Raw genomic sequence first — 21,931 nt, 5'->3', positions numbered from 1 at the left:
ATGAATTTTCACGATATACGTATGCCGGAATTTATTGAAAGTTTTGCGGTCGGAAAGCCGGAATTTTCTACTTCTCACGCTATAACTAAATCAGGTAGAGAAGCAAGACATTTAGACCGCAATTACAGTTGCCAAAAATATTTAATCAAAAATACTAGATTAAGTAGCTCTGAATTTAAGCAGTTTAATAGCTTTTTTAAAGCAAGACGTGGAAGTAATTTTGCTTTTAGGTTTTTAGGGATTATGCCGATTATAAAGTAACGAACGGAATGATTGCTAAGGGTGACGGCAATTTAAATAAATTTCAGCTAAAGAATATATATAGCGATTCTATTGCTCCTTACGAACGAGTTATCACTAAACCGGTTAATAATAGTGTAATTCTATATATTAATAATGTAAGAGCTATGGGCATTGTAGATTACAACGATGGTATAGTGACCTTACCAAGTCCCTTAGGTCAAGATGTAATTTTAACTGCTGATTTTACTTTTGACGTAGCAGTTAGATTTAGTATAGATAGTTTTGAATATTCTTATTGTAATGACGGTTCTATAGAATTATCCAACATAGAGTTAGTGGAGGTGATTATATGAGTATTGCGATTGAAGAGGTAATTACAAAGCTTACGAATTTTGTTTATTGTTTTCAAATTAAGCTAGCTAGCGGTGAGGAATTAAACTTAACAAATAATGACTATGCTATAAAAAGTGAATAGAGAGTTTTTTTACCAAATTCCGGTTTAGATTTAAAAGAAGCAGAATTTAACGATTCCGCACAAAACCATATAATCATTGAAGGTATTTTTGAAGAAAACGGCATTACGACGGCAATGGATTTAAATAATTCTATTGTTAAAATAATAATATATACTGACAAGCTTTTTGAGCATTTCGTTACATATTATTGCACTTTATATACAAAATACGATTTAAACTTTTAAATACATTTAAAACCCGAAACAGTAAAATATAATCAGACTGTAATTAATCGATATAGCAAAACATGTAGAGCAGTTTTTGGAGATAGTAAATGCAAAATAGATAAAGCTTTATATAGCGGTATATATAAGGTTAAAGAAATGCTCAAGGAAAGTTTAAGAATACTAGATTTAGATAAAGAAAACGGCTATTATAACGGCGGTCAAATTATATTCGGCGAAAATCATTTTAACAGTAAAGTTCTAAGTAATTTCGGTGATTTGATTATATTAGAGGATATTATACCGGATGCTGCCAAAGATGCCGAGGAAGTAAAAATTATTGCCGGATGTGATAAAAATTTCATAAGCTGTTGCAATAAATTTAATAATGCTATAAATTTTAGGGGCGAACCACTAATACCAAAAAAAGATTTTATAAATTTAGTATAATCAATGAAACAAAGTTTTATAAAACTAGTATATGCAGAGCTAAAGAATATAATAAATATGAAAAGCTCCAAACAACAGCAAAAAAAAGAAACGCAATTAATTGATTATTTTAAAATAGTTGAAAGTAATATATTATATACATTTCAAAAAATAAAAAAGGAATATGAAAGAGACTAAACGTTTTTTTAACAAAAATAATAGATTAAATAAAGGTTATGCTAAGACTTTTAGTGTAAACGAGCCTGATAATAATTTTTACCGTAAAAAATTTGAACATATATTACCGCCAATTGATTTAATCAGTGAGTATGAGAGTATTTATCCCGGTACTTTACAGGAATTAATGCATATGGCACAAAAAGAACAAGCTCATAAGCATGCTATAGACCTAAAAAACTTGAAAATACAGGAAAGAGTCGCTAAATTAACACGAATCTGTTTATTAATATTTGGAATTTGTCTTGTAGTTTCAATTTTTTTTAAAACTTTCTAAATAAAATTAAAGATAAAATATTTTATTTACTTGTAATTTTAAATAAAATAAGTTAAATGCAATATATATTTATTTACAAACATAATACGGAGAAATTTTATTTCTAAAAATAATTTTCCTAAGGCTAATAGAGAAATCAGAGCTAGAGAAGTTCGTCTAGTAGGCGAAAACGGCGAAATGCACGGCGTCGTAAATATTAGAGAAGCATTAGATATGGCGGAAAGAGCTGGTCTTGACTTAGTCGAGATATCACCGAATGCTGTACCCCCTGTCTGTAAAATTCTAGATTTTGGTAAGTTTAAGTACGAAAGCAAAAAGCGTTTGCATGAAGCACGCAAAAAGCAAAAAATCGTCGTACTTAAAGAAATGAAATTTAAACCTAATATTAGTATAGGTGATTTTGAAACTAAGCTAAGAAAAATAAAAGAATTTTTAAAAGACGGAGATAAAGTAAAAATTTCTTTATGGTTTAAGGGACGAGAGATTCTTCATAAAGAGGTCGGTCAAGAACTATTTAAACGTATAGAATTAGGACTCGAAGGACTCATTAAAATCGATCAGCATGCTAAAATGGAAGGTAAGCAGATGATAATGATAGTTAGCCCTGATATTAAGGTGTGATAGCTGTGATGTCATCCCGTGGCTTGACCACGGGATCTTGTATTACAGGCTGTATCCTGAGATCCCGCGATCAAGTCGCGGGATCTCAGCTTTTTAAAACAATAATAAAAAATCAAATCTAAATAAGTTATGCCGATTAAAATTTTAATGCCTGCTTTATCTCCAACTATGACGGAAGGAAATCTAGCTAGGTGGTTAAAAAAAGAAGGGGATAAAGTTAATCCCGGGGAAGTAATTGCCGAAATTGAAACCGATAAAGCAACGATGGAATTAGAAGCAGTAGACGAAGGTATACTTGCCAAAATAGTTATCCCACAAAATAGTCAAAATGTACCTGTTAACTCTTTAATTGCCGTGTTAAGCGAAGAGGGTGAAGAAAAAACGGACATTGATGCGTTTATTGCAAAAAATAATAATGTATCACCGTCACCGAAAACAGATGCTAACCTTCCAAAACCCCACGAAAATATAGCTAAGGTAGAAGAACAGGTAGCAGTTATAAAACATGATGCTAGTAAAATATTCGCCTCACCACTAGCAAAAAGACTTGCAAAAATGGGAAATATTAGACTTGAGAGCGTGAAAGGTAGCGGTCCGCACGGTAGAATAGTCAAACAAGATATCTTATCATATACTCCTAACATTGTTCATAATAAAATAGTTAGTAGAAATCCTGAAGAATATCGTTTAGTACCAAATAATAATATCCGCAGGATTATAGCTAAGCGTCTGCTTGAATCTAAACAAACAGTACCACATTTTTATTTATCTATAGAATGTAATGTCGATAAATTGTTAGATATAAGAGAAGACATTAATAAATCTTTTTCTGAAGATAAATCAACAAGGATATCGGTTAATGATTTTATTATTTTAGCAGTAGCCAAAGCTTTACAAGAAGTACCAAATGCCAATGCTAGCTGGGGAGAAGATGCAATTAGGTATTACAATAATGTCGATATTTCAGTAGCGGTAGCGATTGAGAACGGGCTTGTTACGCCGATAGTTAAAAATGCCAATCAAAAAAACATTATAGAGCTATCTCGTGAAATGAAAGAATTAATAAAGAAAGCAAAAGATAATAAATTAACCCCTGAAGAATTTCAGGGCGGAGGGTTTACCATTTCTAACCTTGGTATGTACGGTATTAAGAATTTCAATGCTATAATAAATCCACCGCAAAGCTGTATAATGGGCGTTGGAGCTAGTGCAAAACGTGCTATAGTCAAGAATGATCAAGTAATTATAGCAACAATTATGGACGTAACTCTTTCTGCCGATCACCGAGTAGTAGACGGAGCAGTCGGTGCTGAGTTTTTGGCAGCATTTAAGAAGTTTATAGAAAGTCCCGCTTTGATGCTGATATAAATGGTCATTGCGAGCATTGCCCATGTGGATCAATTTCACCTCTGTGTCATCCCGTGGCTTGACCACGGGATCCATAAAAACAATTTAAAATACTAATATTATAGTATTTTAATCTGGATCTAGCTCACAAGTCGCGGTATGACAATAATAAAAATAAATCAAAAATAACATGAGTTTTTCAGATAATTTAGCAAAAATTTTAGATAAATATGAAAATTTAGGCAAAAAACTATCTTCCGGCATTATGGGAGACGAGTTTGTTAAGGCATCTAAAGAATATGCCGAACTTGAAGATGTTGTAGCAAAAATTAAAGAATATAATAAAGCTAAATCTGAGCTTGAAGAAGCAAATAATTTTAAGCTAGAAGTGGGACTTGATAATGCCACTTTAGAAATGATTGAAGACGAAATACACACCCTTGAAAATTCGTTACCAAAACTTGAAAGAGCCGTAAAAATTGCTTTATTACCGAAGGATGATGCGGATAGTAAAAGTGCTATTATTGAAGTTAGAGCAGGAAGCGGCGGAGAAGAAGCCGCACTTTTTGCTGCCGTACTTTTCAATATGTACCAACGATATGCCGAGTTAAAAGGATGGCGTTTTGAGATATTAGCAATTTCCGATACGGGAATAGGCGGTTATAAAGAAGCATCGGCGTCGATAAAAGGCAAAGATGTATTCTCTAAGCTCAAATTTGAGTCAGGCGTTCATAGAGTGCAGAGAGTACCGGAAACGGAATCACAAGGACGTATTCACACTTCGGCAGCAACGGTTGCAGTACTTCCTGAAGCTGAAGAGGTTGATATTAAAATTGAAGATAAAGACTTAAGAATCGATACTTATAGAGCTTCAGGGGCTGGTGGGCAGCATGTTAATACTACCGATTCTGCCGTACGTATCACTCATATCCCTACCGGTATTACCGTAGCCTTGCAAGATGAGAAGTCACAGCATAAAAATAAAGCAAAGGCATTAAAAATTCTACGTGCTAGAATTTATGAGGAAGAACGCCGCAAAAAAGAACAAGAAAGAGCCGACAGTAGACGAGGGCAGGTAGGTTCGGGAGATCGTTCGGAACGGATACGTACTTATAATTTCCCACAGGGAAGAGTATCCGACCATAGAATAAACTTAACACTTTATAATATAGACGAAGTAGTTAAAAACGGACAATTAGATGAGTTTGTTGAAGCTTTAATTGCAGATGACGAGGCTAAGAAACTTTCAGAGATATAAGTGTATACTCGCTGAATTTGAAAAATTGGCTATGTGGTTTTTTGCTTTTAATCCTCACGTACTAGTATGTACGCTGCGGTTAAAAGCTTCAAAACGCCTTGCTCTTTTCCAAATTGAGCTTCGTATACCAACAAGTATATATGTCATTCCCGCGTGGCATTGTTGCGTGGACCAACTTCACCTCTGTCACCCCGTGGCTTGACCACGGGGTCCATAAAAACAATAAAAAATACTAATAATTTTAGTATTTTAACTGGATCCCGTGGTCAAGCCACGGGGTGACAGAGGTGAAGTTGGTCCACGCAACAATGCCACGCGGGAATGACATAGGAGTCACTAAATGAAACCACAAGCATCTATAAACGGTAAAATCTGGCAGCAGAAACTGATTAACGAAGATATAGTCACCGAGTTATGTCGTAGTTTTAAAATTAGTGATTTACTGGCTAGGATAGTATCATTAAGAGTAAATAATCTAGAGGAAGTAGAAAATTTTTTGATACCGAAAATCAAAAATTTATTACCTAATCCTTTTCATCTACTCGATATGGAAAAGGCTGTAGATAGAACAGTTAAAGCTATTTTAAATAACCAAAAAATATGTATCTTTGCCGATTATGATGTGGACGGTGCTACTTCAGCCGCTTTACTTAAAAATATTTTTAGAGATTTAAATATAATATGTGATATTTATGTTCCCGATCGTATAGCTGAAGGATACGGCCCCACTCCTTTTGCTATGCAAAAAATTAAAGATAACGGCACAGAATTATTAATTACGGTTGATTGCGGTGCTATGGCACATGAAGCCCTAAAATACGCAAAAGACGTTAACCTTGATGTTATAGTAATCGATCATCATATAGCTACGGAAATATTACCTGATGCAGTAGCTATAGTAAATCCAAATCGTATTGATGAAAAAAGCGAATGTAAACATTTGGCAGCCGTAGGAGTTGCTTTCTTATTTGCAACTGCAATATTATCGAATTTAAAGAAGCAAAATTATTTCACGCAAACAATGCTTCAGCCTAATCTAATGAGATATCTAGATTTAGTCGCTCTTGGTACTGTTTGTGATATGATGAAATTAACAGGCTTAAATCGTGCATTTGTCGCAAGCGGATTGAAAGTAATGCAACAAAGGCAAAATATAGGGATTAAAACATTATATGATATGGCAGGGCTTAATGAAATACCGAAATGCTATCATTTAGGGTTTATTCTAGGTCCACGTATCAATGCAGGCGGTAGAGTAGGAAAGTCAAGTTTAGGGGCTAATCTCCTATCTACTAGTTGTTCTAATGAAGCAAGTAAATTAGCTGAAGAACTTGAAAAACATAATAATGAGCGTAAAGTAATTGAGTTATTAATGATAGAAGAGGCAACAGAAATTGCTTTAACTCAACAAGATAGTAGTTTATTATTTATCGTAAAAGAAGGATGGCATCCAGGTGTTATAGGAATCGTTGCCGGCAGATTAAAAGAAAAATTTGATAAGCCGGTAGCGGTTGTGGCTTTAAATGACGGGATTGGTAAAGCTTCATGCCGTTCTATTTTAGGTATTGATTTCGGTGCTGAGATTATCAATGCTAAAAGCAAAGATTTGCTAATAGCAGGCGGAGGTCATGCTATGGCGGCAGGTTTTACCGTAACTGCTGAAAAATTACAAGAATTGCAGAATTTTTTTAATAATGCTTTTAGAATTAGTATAAATAAACTAGAAAATTATAAGCATGCGGAATATGATATTGATTTAACGGTTAATAGTGTAAATTTTCCTTTAATGGAGGAATTAAACACTTTAGAGCCTTTCGGTCAAGGAAATCATGAGCCTATATTTAAATTCGATGATTTATTTGTATTAAAAGCAGATATCGTTGGAAGTAAGCATATTAAATGTATGCTTGTTCCAAATAAGCGAGGCTTTGGTAATAAAGCCTTATCTGCTATTGCTTTTAATTCGGTAGGAACTTCATTTGAAGATGTTTTATTAAGCCCTAAAGCAAAAAATATTGCCGCAATAGGAACGTTAAAAACCAATAATTGGCAAGATAATTATACTATTCAATTAATTATAAAAGATATAGTTCTTAGAGAGTAGATAACGTTGCCCGCATGGATACCTGAACCGTCATTGCGAGGAAGGCTTGCTTGCGTGGATGCCAAACCGTCATTGCGAGGAGCCGTGGTTGCGTGGACCAACTTCACCTCTGTCATCCCGTGGCTTGACCACGGGATCCAGTTAAAAATACTAAAATATTAGTATTTTTTATTGTTTTTATGGACCCCGTGGTCAAGCCACGGGGTGACACAGTGGGTTTTACCGGTCTACGCAACAATGCCTTGCGAGGAGCCGTAGGCGACGCGGCAATCTAGAAAAAATAATAAAAAAATTCTATAAATCAGAATTTTTAACTGGATTGCTTAGTCAAAACTTACAGTTTTTCCTCGCAATGACGGGAAACCGATCCATGCAACAACGCCGAAAATAAATAAACGATTATATAATAACAACTTAAAAAATAATATTTATGAACTATTTAAAGAAAACAAAAATTTCTAAAGACTTAGCAGAAGTACAAGAGCATTATCAAGATTATCCTTATCCTTTCAGAGACCCAAATCAAGAAAAAGAACGTTTACTTGCAATTTGCGGTGAGTTCTTAGGAGAATTAAACCATTTTCTATATAAAGGAAAAGAAAATTTTAATAATAATTTTAGATGCTTAATAGCCGGCGGCGGCACCGGTGATTCAACTATTTATCTTGCCGAACAGCTAAAAGATAAAAATGCCGAAATAATATATCTAGATTTCAGCAAGCCTAGCATGGAAGTAGCACAAAAACGTGCAGAAGTACGAGGACTTAAAAATATTAAATGGATTAATAATTCAATATTAAATATACCTAATTTAAAACTTGGAAAATTCGATTATATAAATTGTACCGGTGTGCTTCATCATTTAGCAAATCCTGATGAAGGTTTAAAAAATCTAAAAGATTCTTTAAAGCCGACCGGCGGTATGGGTTTAATGGTATATGCTAAATACGGACGTACCGGTGTTTATCAAATTCAGGATTTAATGAAAATGATAAATAAAGATACTAAAAACCGTGTCGAAGAAGTAATGAACGGGAAGCTAATTCTAGATAATTTGCCTGCTACTAACTGGTATAAAAGAGGTTGGGAGTTATTTTCAGATTACCAAAATTTCGGTGACGTTAGAGTTTATGATATGTTCCTGCACAAACAGGATAGAGCCTATTCCGTTCCTGAATTATATGAATTCGTAGAGAAAGCAGGCTTAAATTTTGTTGATTATCTTGATCCTTTAGAGAAAATTTTATTAAGACCGGAAAATTATATAAAAGATTTTTCACTTCTGCAAAAAGTTAAAAAGATGGATAAAGTAATTAGAGAAGCAATTTCCGAAATACTTACCGGTAATATTATTAAACATTCATTTTACGTATCAAATCAAAAAGATAGCGTAGCCTCTCTTGATGACCTTGATAATATACCGTACTTCCATAATATTGCCAATTTTGCTAAACAAATTTATGAGCATTTAGAATCTAATCCTTCAGCAGTAAATAATGTTATTAATTTTACTATTAATAATGGGATATTAAATAATGTTAATATCTCAATGTCGATATTTAGAAGCACTAAATATATTTTTAAATATATGGTAGAAGAGAAAAGTTTAAGAGAAATATTTGATGCGGTACGCAGCGAACTAAACCAAGAAATAAGCAATGAAGCATTATTAAACGAAGTTAAAAACGTTTTCACTCCATTACTTAATTCAAATGTGTTATTATTAAAATCAAAGGATTTGTAGAGTATACGTGGATTGGTTTATCCGTCATTGCGAACAGGCATTGCCCGCGTGGATACTGATGTCATTCCTGCGAAAGCAGGAATCCAGCATAAAGCAAGATAAATCGAGCTTTTAATTTCAAAAATTTTCTGTATTTATACTTTTTTTCTGGATTCCCGCTTTTAGTTAAGAATGACATAAAGAGCATTTACCGGTCCACGCAACAATGCCTTGCGAGCAGTCGTAGACTGCGTGGCAATCCAGAAAAATAATAAAAAAATTCTGTAAATCAGAATTTTTTTTCTTCCATGCTTTGTCAATTGCTATGCAATTTCCTCGCAATGACGGGAAAACTGATCCACGCGGGCAATACCAGCTCGCAATGACGATTTGGGTTGACAATGTGCTATTACGTTGTTAGTATGCTTTTACATACATAAGCAGCTCTTATAAGCTAACAAGATAAATAATTCTTCAAACCGCAAGAATAAATAAAATTTTCTAAAAAACTAATTTGTTTCCTAATTTTAAATAAGTATATTACTTACCTTTAAACTTAATTGCTAACTCAACTTTTCAATTATAATCTATTAATAATAAAATAATGAACACAACTAATAAAGAATCTACAGAAGAACTTAACAATGCCGAATCCAATAACAATCATAATAATTTTGCAGAAAACGGTAATATTATTAATTTAAAACAATTAAAACGTAAATTACCGGAGGAACTACAAGCTCAAGCAGAAGAATTAAAAATCGAAAATATTAATTCATTACTTAAACAAGAATTAGTTTTTGCAATTTTGAAAAAATCTGTAGAGCAGGGAGGTTTAATAGTGGGAGAAGGGGTACTTGAAGTACTACCTGACGGATTTGGTTTTTTACGTTCGCCAGAAGTAAACTATTTAGCAGGTCCTGATGATATTTATATTTCTCCTAGTCAAATTCGTCGTTTTGGTCTGCGTACCGGTGATACGGTAGAAGGTCAGATCAGAGCTCCAAAAGCCGGAGAACGTTATTTTGCTTTACTGAAAGTCAATAGAGTAAATTTTGAAGACCCTTCTAAAGCTTATCATCGTGTTCATTTTGATAATTTAACTCCCTTATATCCTGATGAAAAATTAGGATTAGAACTTGAGAATAATAGTAAAGATAGTAAGGATTTTAGTACACGGGTTATTGAACTTGTTGCCCCTATGGGTAAAGGACAACGTGCATTAATAGTAGCACCGCCTCGTACAGGTAAAACCGTATTATTACAAAATATAGCACATGCAATTACAACTAATAATCCGGAAGTATTTTTAATAGTACTGTTAATAGACGAAAGACCTGAAGAAGTAACCGATATGCAACGTTCCGTGCGTGGAGAGGTTGTTAGCTCTACTTTCGATGAACCGGCAAGCAGGCACGTGCAGCTTGCAGAAATGGTTATTGAAAAAGCAAAGCGTTTAGTAGAACATAAAAAAGACGTGGTAATTTTAGTAGATGCGATAACACGACTCGCTCGTGCTTATAATACCGTAGTGCCGTCATCAGGGAAAGTATTAACGGGCGGTGTTGATGCTAATGCACTACAAAGACCGAAAAGATTTTTCGGAGCAGCAAGAAATATCGAAAACGGCGGTTCTCTTACTATAATCGGTACAGCTTTAATTGAAACCGGTTCTCGTATGGATGAAGTAATTTTTGAAGAATTTAAAGGTACAGGTAATTCCGAGATAGTTCTAGACCGTAAGATTGCCGATAAGCGTATTTATCCGGCTATTGATATAACTAGATCAGGAACTAGAAAAGAAGATTTATTAGTAGATAAAATAATATTAAATAAAATGTGGGTTCTTCGTCGTATTATCGATCCGATGGGTAGCAGTGAGGCAATAGAATTTTTACTCAAAAAACTTGAACATACTAAAACCAACGGTGAGTTTTTTGAGATGATGAAGAGTCCTGAACGCCCTAAAAACGGTTTATAGTCGTATCGTCATTGTGAGCAGGCATTGTTGTATGGACCGGTAAAGTCACTGTGTCACCCCGTGGCTTGACAGAGGTAAAATTGATCCACGCGGGCAATGCCTGCTCGCAGTGATAGGGTTTATCTTCCTCACAATGACGTTGATTATACTAATTAAAAACATAAAAAATCATGAGTATAACACCTGATTATTTAATTGAAAGAAGACAAATAAAATCTCGTTTGTTAATTTGGAAACTAGCAGCTATTATTTTAATTGCTATCGTATTCTTACTAGTCGGTAAAGATTTTGCTCCAAAAGAGGTTTTACCTATTAATAGTAATGAAGACTATATAGCTTCCGTATTAATAGATGAAATAATCCTTGAAGACGAAAAGCGTGACAAAAAGCTCAAAAAAATAATCGATGATTCTCATATTAAAGCGTTAATAGTTAACGTAAATTCTCCCGGCGGTACGGTAGTCGGCTCTGAAAAAATTTATAATATCTTACGCAAAATATCCGAAAAAAAGCCGGTAGTAATCGTTATGGGAACAATGGCTGCAAGCGGCGGTTATTTAATTTCTCTCGGAGGTGATTATATTATTAGCCATAACGGAACTATTACGGGTTCAATCGGTGTAATACTACAAACAGCCGAGGTAACAGAGCTTGCTCAAAAATTGGGGATTAAGTTTAATAATTTCAAATCGGGTGAATTAAAAGCTGTCCCAAATCCTACCGAAAAACTGACGGAAGCAGTGCGGGTAGCCATTATGGAAAATATAGAAGATACTTATAATTTTTTCCTTGAACTTGTTTCAGAGAGGCGTAATCTTCCTATAGAAGAAGTAAAAAAGCTTGCAGACGGACGAGTATATTCAGGTCGTCAGGCTTTAAAGTTAAAGCTTGTGGATGCTATAGGCTCGGAAGATACTGCATTAAAATGGTTACAGGAAGTTAAGAAAATTAATGCTAATCTACTAGTTAAAGATTATCAATTAAAACCAAAACCAAAATTAATGGACATAATACTTGAAGATTTTGATAGTATAGCACCTAGTTTTTTTAAAAATAGTTTTAACGGAATCAAAGCGATTTTTTAATAATGGTTACTAAGAATTATTTAATAGATAAAGTACATGATAAGCTGAATTATCTTTCCAAAGAAGATGTTAAAGATTCAGTAGATTTAATCTTAGATTATTTAAGTCGGTCTCTCAAAGAACAAGAGCGTATCGAAATTAGAAATTTTGGTAACTTCTCCATCCGCAAACGCAAATTCCCTGAAAGCAATAAATTCTATAATATTGTTTATTACAGAATGCCTAAAAATTTATTTAAGGAGTAGATAAGTTATGGAATGGTCTAAATATAGTGTTATAGAGAAGTGGAAAATAATAAAAAGCATGGCATTACATAATAATATTTTTTCCATGGCTCTTCATATTGAAGATTTAGAACTCTTCAAAAAAATCTTATGAAGAATCTTTAGATTATTACTTAAATGTTATAGGGTAGGGTAATAAAATTTTCCTCTCACTTGACATTATAATAATAGGCAACTATCTTAAGTGTAAAATTAAAACAGGGTATTTATGATAAGATATTTAATAATTTTATTTGCTTCTATAGCTTTAATTGGTTGTACGGGTCAAAAAACAACGAAATCAAAAGAAGTAGTAGAACTTGACGGTGATCCAAGTTATGCAATTATGAAAACAATTGATAATACTAACAGAAATATCGCTAATACCACCTCATCTCTTCCGAGTACTCCGGTTAGATAGAAATGCTTGTTATTATTTCTTCCGCTAAAACTCTTAATTTTGTAAAGTTAGCTCTTAAGACAGAGCTAACGACTCCTATATTCCCTAATTTAACTAATCAGTTACTTTCTACACTCCAAAGCTATTCTGAGAATCAATTATCGGAAATAATGAATATAAGTGCAAAGCTTGCACATATAAATAAAGAAAGATTTAAGGATTTTAATAATCAAGAGAGTAAAGCAGCTATTTTTGCTTATGCAGGAGATGTTTTTAATAATATACATGTAGAAAAACTAACTAATCATGAACTAAATTTCCTGCAATCACATTTGCTTATTATATCAGGTCTTTACGGAGCCTTAAAACCGCTAGATGCTATTAAGCCGTATAGATTAGAAATGGCAACAAAACTAAATGAAATAAATTTAATAAGCTTTTGGCAAGATGAAATCACGGATTATATTAATAAAGTCCTTGCTAAGCATGAAAATAAATATTTACTCAACTTAGCATCACAAGAATATTCATCTGTAGTAAATCCAAATAAGCTTAGATATCAATTAGTTAACATTCATTTTAAAGAAAATAGGAATGATAAATTATCAACAATTGGAATAAATGCTAAAAAGGCTCGTGGGGCGATGGTCAAGGTTATTGCTAACAACCTAATTGACTCACCTGAGCTACTTAAGAATTTCTCATATTTAGGTTATGAATTTAGTCCCAAACACTCATCTGATAGTGAATTAGTTTTTATTAAGAGTTAAGCTTTTATAAAAATAATGGTGGGTGATAGTGGACTCGAACCACCGACCTTTACGATGTCAACGTAACAGTTCGTTTTTCTAGATATTATCTGAGCAGTTTGATAAAAATAAAATGCAGCACTATAGTGCTGCATCACGCCTAGTGAAAACCTTGTATTCATAGCTACCTCTTCGATGTGTAAAGAAATAATTTTACTGTAGTTAACTTTGAATGACCTGTCAAATACTTATTAACATATACTAACAACTTACGATGACAGGAGAAAATATGGAGCATTAATATTATCAACCATTATCTAATTTCGGTGATTATTCTTATATGATTTGCTATCATAGCCAAAGCATATTATAACTTTAGTTATCAATGCTCTTATGAGGTATTTATGTCAGTAAAATCTTTATTCTTTACTAGAGAAGCATTAAATAACATTAAAATCCCAACAGAAAAACAAAATATATATAGAGATACTAAAGAAAAAGGATTATTTTTAATAGTATCATACGGTGGTAGTAAGACATTTTACCTTGGTAAAAAAATTCAACAATTATACCAAAAAATCAAGATAGGGCGTTTTCCAGAACTATCTATTACTGAAGCAAGAACAAGAGCATCTGAATTAAAGGGGGAGATTGCAAAAGGATATAATCCTGCCGAGGAAAGAGCCAGATTATCAAAAGAGCTTACCTTTAAGGATTTTTATGACAAATACCTTAATGAATACAGTAAAATTAATAATAAAAGATGGAAAGATTATGCTGCTTCTGTAGATAGATATGCAAAACATTTATATCCTAGAAAAATATCCACCATTCAAAAAACAGATATTCAAGAGTTGTTTAATAATTTAACTAAAACTGGTAAATATGGAGCTAATAGATTTCTTGAAGTTTTAAGTCCTGTATTTAGCAAAGCAATAGAATGTGGATTGATTAAGGTGAATCCAGTTATTGGGATAAAGAAACATCAGGAACAATCTAGAGACCGTTATTTAACTAGAGAAGAAATACCACAGTTTTTTTACAGCAATAGCAGAAGAGAAAAACCAGGTAATGAAGGATTTTTTCTTAATAGCTTTATATACATCAGTTCGTAAAGATAATTTACTTACTATGAAATGGGAGCAAGTAAGTTTTACTGACAAAATATGTAATAGGACAGCTTCTAAATCATAGAGATCCAAGATCAACGGCAATTTATACTAGACTTGCCACTGATACTGCTCGAGAATATATGCAAAGAGCCATTAATGAAATGATCTCTACAGTTCAACAATAATAAACATAGTAAAACTTATATAGCTAGGAGGATACATATATGCCATATAAAACAATGATTGATAACTTAAAAGATAATCAAAGTTTATCTCTTAGTAATATAGGAGAAGGCGATGTTAAATCTCTAGCTCAAGCTCTAAAAGATACTCAAATTACTAGACTTGATCTTAGTAATAATAACATAGGATGTAATGGTCTTAAGTATTTAACTCAAGTTTTGAGAGATACCCTACCACACTTAATCTTAAAAATAACAATATAAATAACAATATAATGGATGAAGGTGTAAAATATCTTACTGAATCTCTAAAAGAAACACAAATTACTGAACTTGATTTGAGTGAAAATAAAATTGGAAGCGATGCAGCACAATACTTAAATAAGATGCTGAGTAATACTAAAATGAGGTCTCTTTATTTAGTATTAGCTGAAGGATTAAGATTATACCAGGATAGTAAAGACATCAAAAAGCTAATAAATACTATTCTTTATGCAAATAATAAGGAATTTGTTAGGATCTTTAAAAATAGTGCAGTAGCCGGTATAATTAGCAGTAGTGCCCCTGAGACATCTTCAGGTATTCAAGCAACTGTTAGTAAAAATATTGAAGCTCTGCAACATTTAAAGCCTGATGGTAGTTTTAGTATTAGAAAGTGGTTTACTGCGGACAAAGGTTGGTTATTTATAACTAGTACTCCTAATCAGAGAGTAATGCTTCGACCACTTATTGCTGCATGGATTAGCATAGCGATAAAAGCATTAATGAATAGGAATATCAATAATGTTCATAGTAATATGTGGTTTGTGATTGATGAGCTGCCAGCTTTACAAAAGATATCTTCACTCCCTATAGCTTTAGCTGAAAGCCGGAAATATGGTGGCTGCGTTGTTGCAGGCATGCAGAATATTCATCAATTAGAGGAGATATATGGTCATGCAGGAGCAGCTTCAATGCTTGATCTATTTGGCAGTAAATTTATTTTTCGGGTAAGTGACTGGCAAACAGCACATAAATCAGCTTTAATGCTTGGTGAGCAAGAAATTATTGAAACTCAAGAGAATCTCTCTTATGGTGCTAACTCCATGCGTGATGGAGTAAATATGCATAGCTTAGAGAAAAGAAAATTATTAGTAATGCCTTCTGAAATTATGAATCTACCAGATCTTACCTGTTATGTAAAACTTGCGGGTAATTTCCCAATTACTAAATTGCCAATGAATTTACAAACTTGATTTAAATCTAAAAATATTAAACCATTTTAATGGCATTTTTAAAAGATTTCAATTGCTTGATAGGGGGGAATACCTTATAAAGAAAAATCCTATTATAATGCCCCTTTAAATCGCTAATTTAGTATTACAAGTTTTAGAGGTAAGCTGCGTATAAAAAACTTTTCTGTTATTTCAGAATTTTTATAAATGATTTTTCAAACAGCAGAGTAAATTTTACAAGAAATATGTTTACTCTAAAGAACTAATAAAAGCTTCATCAAGACCGGTTACACTAGAAATTAAAGCAATATTACAACCTTGGGATAACATCTTCTTTGCTACCTCTACTGCTTTATTATATTCCCCTTCAGCTTTTCCTTCAGCTTTTCCTTCAGCTTTTCCAATCTGGATACCTTTAGCTTCACCAATCTGGATACCTTGAGCTTTACCAACTTGTAAGCCTTCAAGAATGCCTAATTCTTTTCCTTCTTGTTGCCAATGCTGTGCTAAACTTCTCATAAGCCTTGTCCCTATTTCCGGATTTAACTTTGTTGATAATAAATTCTTTAGCTTTATTTTATCAGCTTGCTCTATCTTCGTCAATGTATAATATAATATCATTTCTAGATAATCATAACCTATCGTTATTTTGGTTAATTCCGGTAATATATCTGATATTTCTTGCCATCTTTTTAACAACTCTCTCTCATGTATATGTTTGAGAAAAAATTCTAATATCCCTGACCATATCCTTTGTTTAAACTCTTCATCAGGAATTTCATGGACATTCACTAACTGGTAATCATTAATCCATAATTCTTTTGCTAATTTGTTATTAGTAAATAAATCCCACAAATTCCTTGCAACATTATATTTTTCCTGACCATTGAAAAATATCATCGGGTATATTAATGGTAAAGTCTTAGCTTTAGGATTTTGTATTAAATATCGCTCACAAATATTAATCATATATTTAAATAACCTAAAAGCCATAAAATGATCTGCTTTTGATTGATGCTCGACAAGCAAAAATAAGTATCCGTCTTGTTTATCAAATTTGCATGAGAATAAAACATCAGAGATAGAATCTTTTAAAGAGCTTTCTACAAAAGTGGTATTTTCCATTGCTAAACTAGGAAAATCTATTAAACTTTTAATATTTGGGGGCAAATGTGCATTAAAGAATTCATGGGCAACTAGAGGATTCTCTAGTGCCTTACGAAATATCTTATCATGCTTAGCTTTCTTCTTATCCTTATCTGGATCACCCAGCAGGTTTCCTTGTTCACTCATATATTTATATTTTTTAACTTGATAAAATATTATTACACTACACTCTAAACTCTTATTCCTTGATTTAGCTTGATCTCAGATACTTGCTTTACCGCACTTCTTATTTCTTTACCTATTTCTGAGCTTGGACTTATATATTGCATTACTTGTTTATCTCTTCCTATGGCATTTAAGTAATCTTCAGGGACGAGATGGCTTTTGCCTTGAAAATCATGTACTACTATATCACAAAATTTTTTATCCCCAAGATTATAATTAGGATCAAATTTATTCTGCATAATTTGTAAATCTTTCTGTATCTTCTGCTCTATTGCTGCTATGCAAATCTTGTTACTATAAGCAGTACAAGAATCTATACCTTTTTCTCTGTAGATTTGTAAAGCAGTATCGATATTTTCTGCTGTGCCAAACTTTGCTATAGCTTTTATTTGCTGTTGCTGCAAATTATTTAGTCCGTTATTATCGTTATTTGCAAATTTTGAAAATAATAATTCTATAGATTTAATTTGTGATTTTCTATCATCACTTGCTTTTAAGGATGATTTAAGTTCTGTTACTTTGCTAGCTGCTGTTAATTTTGCTATTTCAGGTTCTATAAGCTTGTTTATAGATTCTGCTCCTTGGGATTTTAACATATCATTAAAATCGCCTTTTTCTGGTGGTCGTATTATTGCTACCGTCGCTCCTTGCCTAATTAATTCTTCCTGTGCTTTAATTACAGTATTAACTGATACTGCGTCTTTGCCGTCATTATCGGTAGCAATTATTATTCTTTCTCCTTTGATAGGCTCATAGTTCCTAATGTTACTTACACCTAAACTACAAAGAATTTTGCCTTTAATACCAGCTTCCCTAATACTTAAAGCGGTCTCTACCCCTTCTGCTATAATCGTTATATTACTAACTGAATTATTGCCATCTTTACTGCTTTGTACGTTCCTGCTTTGTACGTTCTGCTGTTCGTTAGTTTTATTAATCTCAACAAAAGAACCTCTGATTCTACCAAATGAACGTTTATTAACCTCAATATCAGCTTTATTATTTGTTTCTTTGTTTAAATAAATTGATTGTCCACCGGTAATATTACCATCTTTATTTCTAGCAAAAGCAATTAATGCAGGATAATATTGTTTGCTATTACTGTCCCACATCATATTGGTTCTAAGATCATTATTTAGTTGATATCCTGTTAATATTTTTTTAATTCCACGATGTTCTAATAAATATTTTTTTGCTATATTATTTGGCGTCGTATAGATTATAGAATCTGATTTTTCATATAATTCTTCAGCTCTCTTTATCTTAGATATTTCAGCATATTTCGCTTGTTGATCTTGATTCTTAACTTTTTGGTCAAATTGCTCTTTTATCTTATCTTCTAATAACTTGCTATTGTTTGATATACCAACCATATCTTGTAAATATTTCTTAGCTTCTACAAAATCACAATTTTTTTCTCTTTGTACTAAGGTAAATAAATCTCCTCCCTCTCCTTTACTAAAATCATACCATCTGCCAGCTTTACTGCCACCTATCCTCATCACTATTTTGCCATCTTTCTCCCAGCGTAACACTTGACTATTTGATAAATGCTTGTTTGGACTGCCTAGCAAATTTCTACCTATTTCTTCCGCTTTAAATGATAATCGTTGCTTTAATTCTACTGCTTTTTGTTTATTAATAGCATTATAATCTATTTTATTCTTTGCCATAATATCCTCTTGTAATTTAACACTTATTGTTGTATCTTGTTTATTACAATTCGTAAGGTTATAAGAAGAGCTTTTTCGCTCTTCTTGGGCTTTATGGCTTGTGGCAAAATTTGTGCTAGTGCTTCTTAGGATTTCTGCTACTTTAGCAGATGATCTTGATCTCACTCTTAAGTGGTAATAGTTATCATTACTGTGTAATCTATCCTTAATATCTTCTACTACCCCTTTAAACCAATCACCTACTTTATCTATAATATTAGGACTCTTATTTTCTTGATCTTGAATCGCTACTAATTCTTCTAAAGTTTTAAAATTAATGCTAGATAGCCTATTATCTATTTTGCTAAGTTGCGATATTAAACTGGCCATATTCCTGGTAGCCTTCCTATTATAGTAAAGTTTTACCTCTTCTATATGTCTAGTCATGGCTACATAAGAATTTCTGCTATTTCCTGCTAGATTATGTAATACATAGACATCTTTAATTGAGGCTCCTTGTGCTTTATACACTGTAGAAGCATAGCCATATTTAAAGCTTACATCTTGAGGATTAAATTCTATTTCTTTTCCGCTATCTGTTTTAGCAACAAACTTATCGTTACTTACTGAAGTTATCGTTGCAAATTCACCATTTTCTATTTGTAAATCTTTATTAGTACTTTTAAACAAAATACGATCTCCTGCCATATAATCTTCATACTGCTGAGCTGGTAGATAGCATCTATATTCTTTACCGGTAAGCAAGCCTTTAGCTTTTAGTAACTCCCTGATCCCTTGATTAATACTATCTACTTCAGCATTACGCATGGTAATTATTAAACGCTCATTTAGAGCAAATTTGCTGTTACTCCAATCATTAATTAATCTTGCCATTGATTCTTCTAGCGTATGATCAATCTTTAAACATTTATGCTGTGCAAGTAAACGTAGACCACCAGTAATATCTGATTTTGCAAAGCATGAAGCCATTTCTCTTGCCCACACTTTATGCTGCCTTCTAATATTACTTAATTCATATGAGCCAAATTTACTAGCCAATACTGCAAACATTCCTCCTCGCTCAACGGAAGTGAGTTGTCTCTCATCTCCAGCCAGTATCAAATTACAATTATTACTCCTTGCTACTTTTAATAATTCTAAATAATCACTATTACCTACCATTCCTGCTTCATCTACTACTAGCGTAGTATTTCTTGGTAGATTAGCTTTACCATTATACAATTTAAATAAAAATCCTTTTACTGTATGACACTTCTGGTAACCTTTACTTTTAAGCTCCGATGCTGCTTTATGAGTAGGGCTAAGCCCTATAATATTTTGTCCATGATTGGTGGCAATTTTATAAGCTTCAGCAAGTACTTGCGACTTACTGGTGCCAGCTCTACCTTGCAAAATCCTAATCCCTTGATTATTAATTAAAATATGCTGCAGACTTGCTCTTTGTGCTTCATTAACAATTGTAAGATTATCGATAGCACTTTTAAGCTTAATAACGTTATTAAAATGAATCTGGCTATTTACCTTATCTGCTATTCTTAGTATCCTTAATTCTTCATCTCGCACGCCTTTAGTAGTATAGTATTTAGTATCCGTGCCATCTTCATTATATAGTTTTACCAGCCTATCTGAATTTAATATTTCCCTTATTAGTTTTTGCTTTTCTGCTTCTTCTGGAATCTCTTTTACCGCTTTTTCTATATCCAATTTAGTAAAAATAGCTTGATGACGAATAATACGATTTAATACTCCATCGCTATTCTTAACAATTTCAAGATGGGCTAGCTTACATATTTTATTTTGCTCTGCTATTTCATTGATAATACTTCGCATTCTAGTAGGGCCGACATGCTGCTGTGGCATAAAACTTATTGGGTCTACTCTGATTTCTAAACCTAACTTGGCAAAATATTTATTAATTACTTCTTTAGCTCTTTCATGAATAATTTTATCTTCGGGGATAATAAACGCTTTGCCCTTAACTTTGGCAAATTTAGGATTTAAATCTACTGCCTTAGCTCCTAAAGCTTTACCGTTTTCTGTAAATCTTCTGGTAGTCACAAGCACATGGGCATGCCAATTCTTTTCGTACGTCTGTGGCTGATGAATATCAACCTGAACTCCTAGGCCATTTCTTACCCACCCCATTTGAGTCTTTGAATTTTTGATCTACATGAGCAGGCAATAATACTGCATGATAAACATTATCGCCTTTTTTGCTAAAATTATAAGTGATGTTAGTTCTCTCATCTTTAATAATCAGCCTGGCATTATAGGCAGCTTTAAGGCAAGCATTTTTACCTTCACTTCTGCCTACGATTTCTATTCTTGCAAACTGTATCGCCATGGTTTGTTAATTCTAACAATGTTCAATCCATCATTGACATTACCATGCAATCTTAAAATCATCCACTGAAACCAGAACCACTTGAACCAGCAAGCAAAAATAAACCGTAAGGTTTATATATTGCGTGGTGCGACACGATGGCACTAAAATAAAGTCTGCAAGTATATTGCGGCTAGGTTGCATTTAGACCTAATTACTATTATTGCGGTGCAAGGTTGGTAACGATATTGTGCTAAGCACAATAAGAAGCCTAACTAAATTACTAATCTGGATGGGAAATAGGGGCAAGGTAAAGTTAAAATTGGTTAAACGAAAGTGAATCTTTGTTTGGAAAATATCGTAAATATAAAAGCAGATACTCCAGATAATATCTGTTATAGGGATGAAGCTGAAAAGCTTAACTGTAAGAAGGAAGACGCGACCTTCTTTAAAAATGCCAGTTCCCCGGTATACAGAAGGTAACCAACTTAACGCATCTTTAATTAGTGAAACGTGGTAAGCCTATTACTTGGCAACTGGTAGTAGGTAAGAGAGGTCTTAAAAAGCTAATGACACTAAACTGAAAGGCTACAGGAATAAATAACTGGGTGTATAGGCACTATGTGCTAATCAGAAATGATGCTGACTTGAGACTGGTGATTTACCCTAAGTAAGTAAACAAGATTATGAATTATATTG

General features: G+C 33.0%; 22 protein-coding genes, 1 tRNA gene and 4 pseudogenes. 21 read left to right on the top strand and 6 right to left on the bottom strand.

Features of this window, described 5'->3' with window-relative positions; translation table 11 throughout:
* The 11 genes and pseudogenes from AC5587_RS04720 to AC5587_RS04670 all read left to right on the top strand — a co-directional run bounded on the left by AC5587_RS04720 (position 1) and on the right by AC5587_RS04670 (position 7,357).
* Positions 1-596, top strand: a pseudogene (locus AC5587_RS04720) (phage distal tail protein, Rcc01695 family).
* Positions 593-820, top strand: a pseudogene (locus AC5587_RS04715) (baseplate hub domain-containing protein); the annotation flags it as partial. The pseudogenes AC5587_RS04720 and AC5587_RS04715, both read left to right, overlap by 4 nt.
* Before the next feature lie 123 nt (positions 821-943).
* Positions 944-1,372, top strand: a complete 429-nt coding sequence (locus AC5587_RS04710) for a phage/gene transfer agent baseplate hub protein (protein ID WP_499162994.1) — start codon at positions 944-946, stop codon at positions 1,370-1,372.
* 3 nt (positions 1,373-1,375) lie between these two features.
* On the top strand, positions 1,376-1,549 hold the full coding sequence (locus AC5587_RS04705) for a hypothetical protein (RefSeq protein WP_008580225.1): 174 nt from the start codon (positions 1,376-1,378) through the stop codon (positions 1,547-1,549).
* Complete coding sequence (locus tag AC5587_RS04700; protein WP_499161928.1) at positions 1,536-1,865, top strand: DUF2335 domain-containing protein; 330 nt, start codon at positions 1,536-1,538, stop codon at positions 1,863-1,865. Before AC5587_RS04705 ends, AC5587_RS04700 begins: the two co-directional genes overlap by 14 nt.
* A 63-nt stretch (positions 1,866-1,928) precedes the next feature.
* Positions 1,929-2,486, top strand: coding sequence for a translation initiation factor IF-3 (infC, locus tag AC5587_RS04695; protein WP_410527728.1), 558 nt, complete (start codon positions 1,929-1,931; stop codon positions 2,484-2,486).
* Between the two features lie 129 nt (positions 2,487-2,615).
* Positions 2,616-3,854, top strand: coding sequence for a pyruvate dehydrogenase complex dihydrolipoamide acetyltransferase (locus AC5587_RS04690; RefSeq protein WP_499161926.1), 1,239 nt, complete (start codon positions 2,616-2,618; stop codon positions 3,852-3,854).
* Positions 3,855-4,023: 169 nt separating this feature from the next.
* Positions 4,024-5,091 carry a peptide chain release factor 1 gene (gene prfA, locus AC5587_RS04685; protein WP_499161925.1) on the top strand — a complete coding sequence of 356 codons (1,068 nt, stop codon included), beginning with the start codon at positions 4,024-4,026 and terminating at the stop codon, positions 5,089-5,091.
* Positions 5,092-5,244: 153 nt separating this feature from the next.
* Positions 5,245-5,408 (top strand): annotated as a pseudogene (locus AC5587_RS04680) (tRNA lysidine(34) synthetase TilS); the annotation flags it as partial.
* A gap of 23 nt (positions 5,409-5,431) precedes the next feature.
* Complete coding sequence (gene recJ / locus AC5587_RS04675) at positions 5,432-7,195, top strand: single-stranded-DNA-specific exonuclease RecJ (protein ID WP_499161924.1); 1,764 nt, start codon at positions 5,432-5,434, stop codon at positions 7,193-7,195.
* A 6-nt stretch (positions 7,196-7,201) separates the two neighbouring features.
* Positions 7,202-7,357 (top strand): hypothetical protein, encoded by a 156-nt coding sequence (locus AC5587_RS04670; protein ID WP_410527064.1) that lies wholly within the window; start codon positions 7,202-7,204, stop codon positions 7,355-7,357.
* Here the strand turns inward: AC5587_RS04670 and AC5587_RS04665 are convergent.
* A complete protein-coding gene (locus tag AC5587_RS04665; RefSeq protein ID WP_499161922.1) occupies positions 7,308-7,433 on the bottom strand; it encodes a hypothetical protein in 126 nt (41 codons plus the stop codon). The two genes, AC5587_RS04670 and AC5587_RS04665, sit on opposite strands and share 50 nt — an antisense overlap.
* 192 nt (positions 7,434-7,625) lie before the next feature.
* On the opposite strand from AC5587_RS04665, the gene AC5587_RS04660 reads away from it, so the two are divergent.
* Entirely contained in the window at positions 7,626-8,939 is a 1,314-nt protein-coding gene (locus AC5587_RS04660) for a class I SAM-dependent methyltransferase (protein ID WP_499161921.1), read from the top strand.
* A gap of 165 nt (positions 8,940-9,104) precedes the next feature.
* Here AC5587_RS04660 and AC5587_RS04655 read toward each other — a convergent pair whose 3' ends face one another.
* Entirely contained in the window at positions 9,105-9,320 is a 216-nt protein-coding gene (locus tag AC5587_RS04655; protein ID WP_499161919.1) for a hypothetical protein, read from the bottom strand.
* Between the two features lie 202 nt (positions 9,321-9,522).
* Here AC5587_RS04655 and rho point away from each other — a divergent pair, with 202 nt between their 5' ends.
* The 6 genes from rho to AC5587_RS04625 all read left to right on the top strand — a co-directional run bounded on the left by rho (position 9,523) and on the right by AC5587_RS04625 (position 13,417).
* Positions 9,523-10,899, top strand: coding sequence for a transcription termination factor Rho (rho, locus tag AC5587_RS04650; protein WP_410527243.1), 1,377 nt, complete (start codon positions 9,523-9,525; stop codon positions 10,897-10,899).
* 170 nt (positions 10,900-11,069) lie between these two features.
* Positions 11,070-11,984: a signal peptide peptidase SppA gene (gene sppA, locus AC5587_RS04645; protein ID WP_410527244.1), complete on the top strand. Its 915-nt coding sequence runs from the start codon at positions 11,070-11,072 to the stop codon at positions 11,982-11,984.
* A gap of 2 nt (positions 11,985-11,986) precedes the next feature.
* Complete coding sequence (locus AC5587_RS04640) at positions 11,987-12,229, top strand: HU family DNA-binding protein (protein ID WP_011271096.1); 243 nt, start codon at positions 11,987-11,989, stop codon at positions 12,227-12,229.
* Positions 12,230-12,236: 7 nt separating this feature from the next.
* Positions 12,237-12,362, top strand: a complete 126-nt coding sequence (locus tag AC5587_RS04635) for a hypothetical protein (protein WP_410527245.1) — start codon at positions 12,237-12,239, stop codon at positions 12,360-12,362.
* 114 nt (positions 12,363-12,476) lie between these two features.
* Positions 12,477-12,668 carry a hypothetical protein gene (locus tag AC5587_RS04630; protein ID WP_039594994.1) on the top strand — a complete coding sequence of 64 codons (192 nt, stop codon included), beginning with the start codon at positions 12,477-12,479 and terminating at the stop codon, positions 12,666-12,668.
* Between the two features lie 2 nt (positions 12,669-12,670).
* Positions 12,671-13,417 (top strand): YaaA family protein, encoded by a 747-nt coding sequence (locus AC5587_RS04625; protein ID WP_499161917.1) that lies wholly within the window; start codon positions 12,671-12,673, stop codon positions 13,415-13,417.
* A gap of 16 nt (positions 13,418-13,433) precedes the next feature.
* Here the strand turns inward: AC5587_RS04625 and AC5587_RS04620 are convergent.
* Positions 13,434-13,557: transfer RNA gene (locus AC5587_RS04620), tRNA-Val, on the bottom strand.
* 243 nt (positions 13,558-13,800) lie between these two features.
* Here AC5587_RS04620 and AC5587_RS04615 point away from each other — a divergent pair.
* The 3 genes and pseudogenes from AC5587_RS04615 to AC5587_RS04605 form a co-directional block, all read left to right on the top strand.
* Positions 13,801-14,511 (top strand): tyrosine-type recombinase/integrase, encoded by a 711-nt coding sequence (locus AC5587_RS04615; protein ID WP_499161915.1) that lies wholly within the window; start codon positions 13,801-13,803, stop codon positions 14,509-14,511.
* A 221-nt stretch (positions 14,512-14,732) separates the two neighbouring features.
* On the top strand, positions 14,733-14,954 hold the full coding sequence (locus AC5587_RS04610) for a hypothetical protein (protein ID WP_499161913.1): 222 nt from the start codon (positions 14,733-14,735) through the stop codon (positions 14,952-14,954).
* 146 nt (positions 14,955-15,100) lie between these two features.
* A pseudogene (locus tag AC5587_RS04605) lies at positions 15,101-15,925 on the top strand (type IV secretion system DNA-binding domain-containing protein); the annotation flags it as partial.
* 228 nt (positions 15,926-16,153) lie between these two features.
* Here AC5587_RS04605 and AC5587_RS04600 read toward each other — a convergent pair.
* The 3 genes from AC5587_RS04600 to AC5587_RS04590 are packed head-to-tail and all read right to left on the bottom strand — an operon-like array spanning position 16,154 to position 21,253.
* Complete coding sequence (locus AC5587_RS04600; protein WP_499161911.1) at positions 16,154-17,197, bottom strand: Rpn family recombination-promoting nuclease/putative transposase; 1,044 nt, start codon at positions 17,195-17,197, stop codon at positions 16,154-16,156.
* A 44-nt stretch (positions 17,198-17,241) separates the two neighbouring features.
* Positions 17,242-21,054: an AAA family ATPase gene (locus AC5587_RS04595; RefSeq protein WP_499161909.1), complete on the bottom strand. Its 3,813-nt coding sequence runs from the start codon at positions 21,052-21,054 to the stop codon at positions 17,242-17,244.
* Positions 21,017-21,253 (bottom strand): hypothetical protein, encoded by a 237-nt coding sequence (locus AC5587_RS04590; RefSeq protein WP_499161907.1) that lies wholly within the window; start codon positions 21,251-21,253, stop codon positions 21,017-21,019. Before AC5587_RS04590 ends, AC5587_RS04595 begins: the two co-directional genes overlap by 38 nt.
* Positions 21,254-21,931 lie beyond the last annotated feature (678 nt).

This window comes from Rickettsia endosymbiont of Hedychridium roseum, from assembly GCF_964028255.1.
Lineage (GTDB): Bacteria > Pseudomonadota > Alphaproteobacteria > Rickettsiales > Rickettsiaceae > Rickettsia > Rickettsia asembonensis.
The sequence above is the reverse complement of the archived record's forward strand: the minus strand, read 5'-3'. Positions and strand labels throughout refer to the sequence as shown.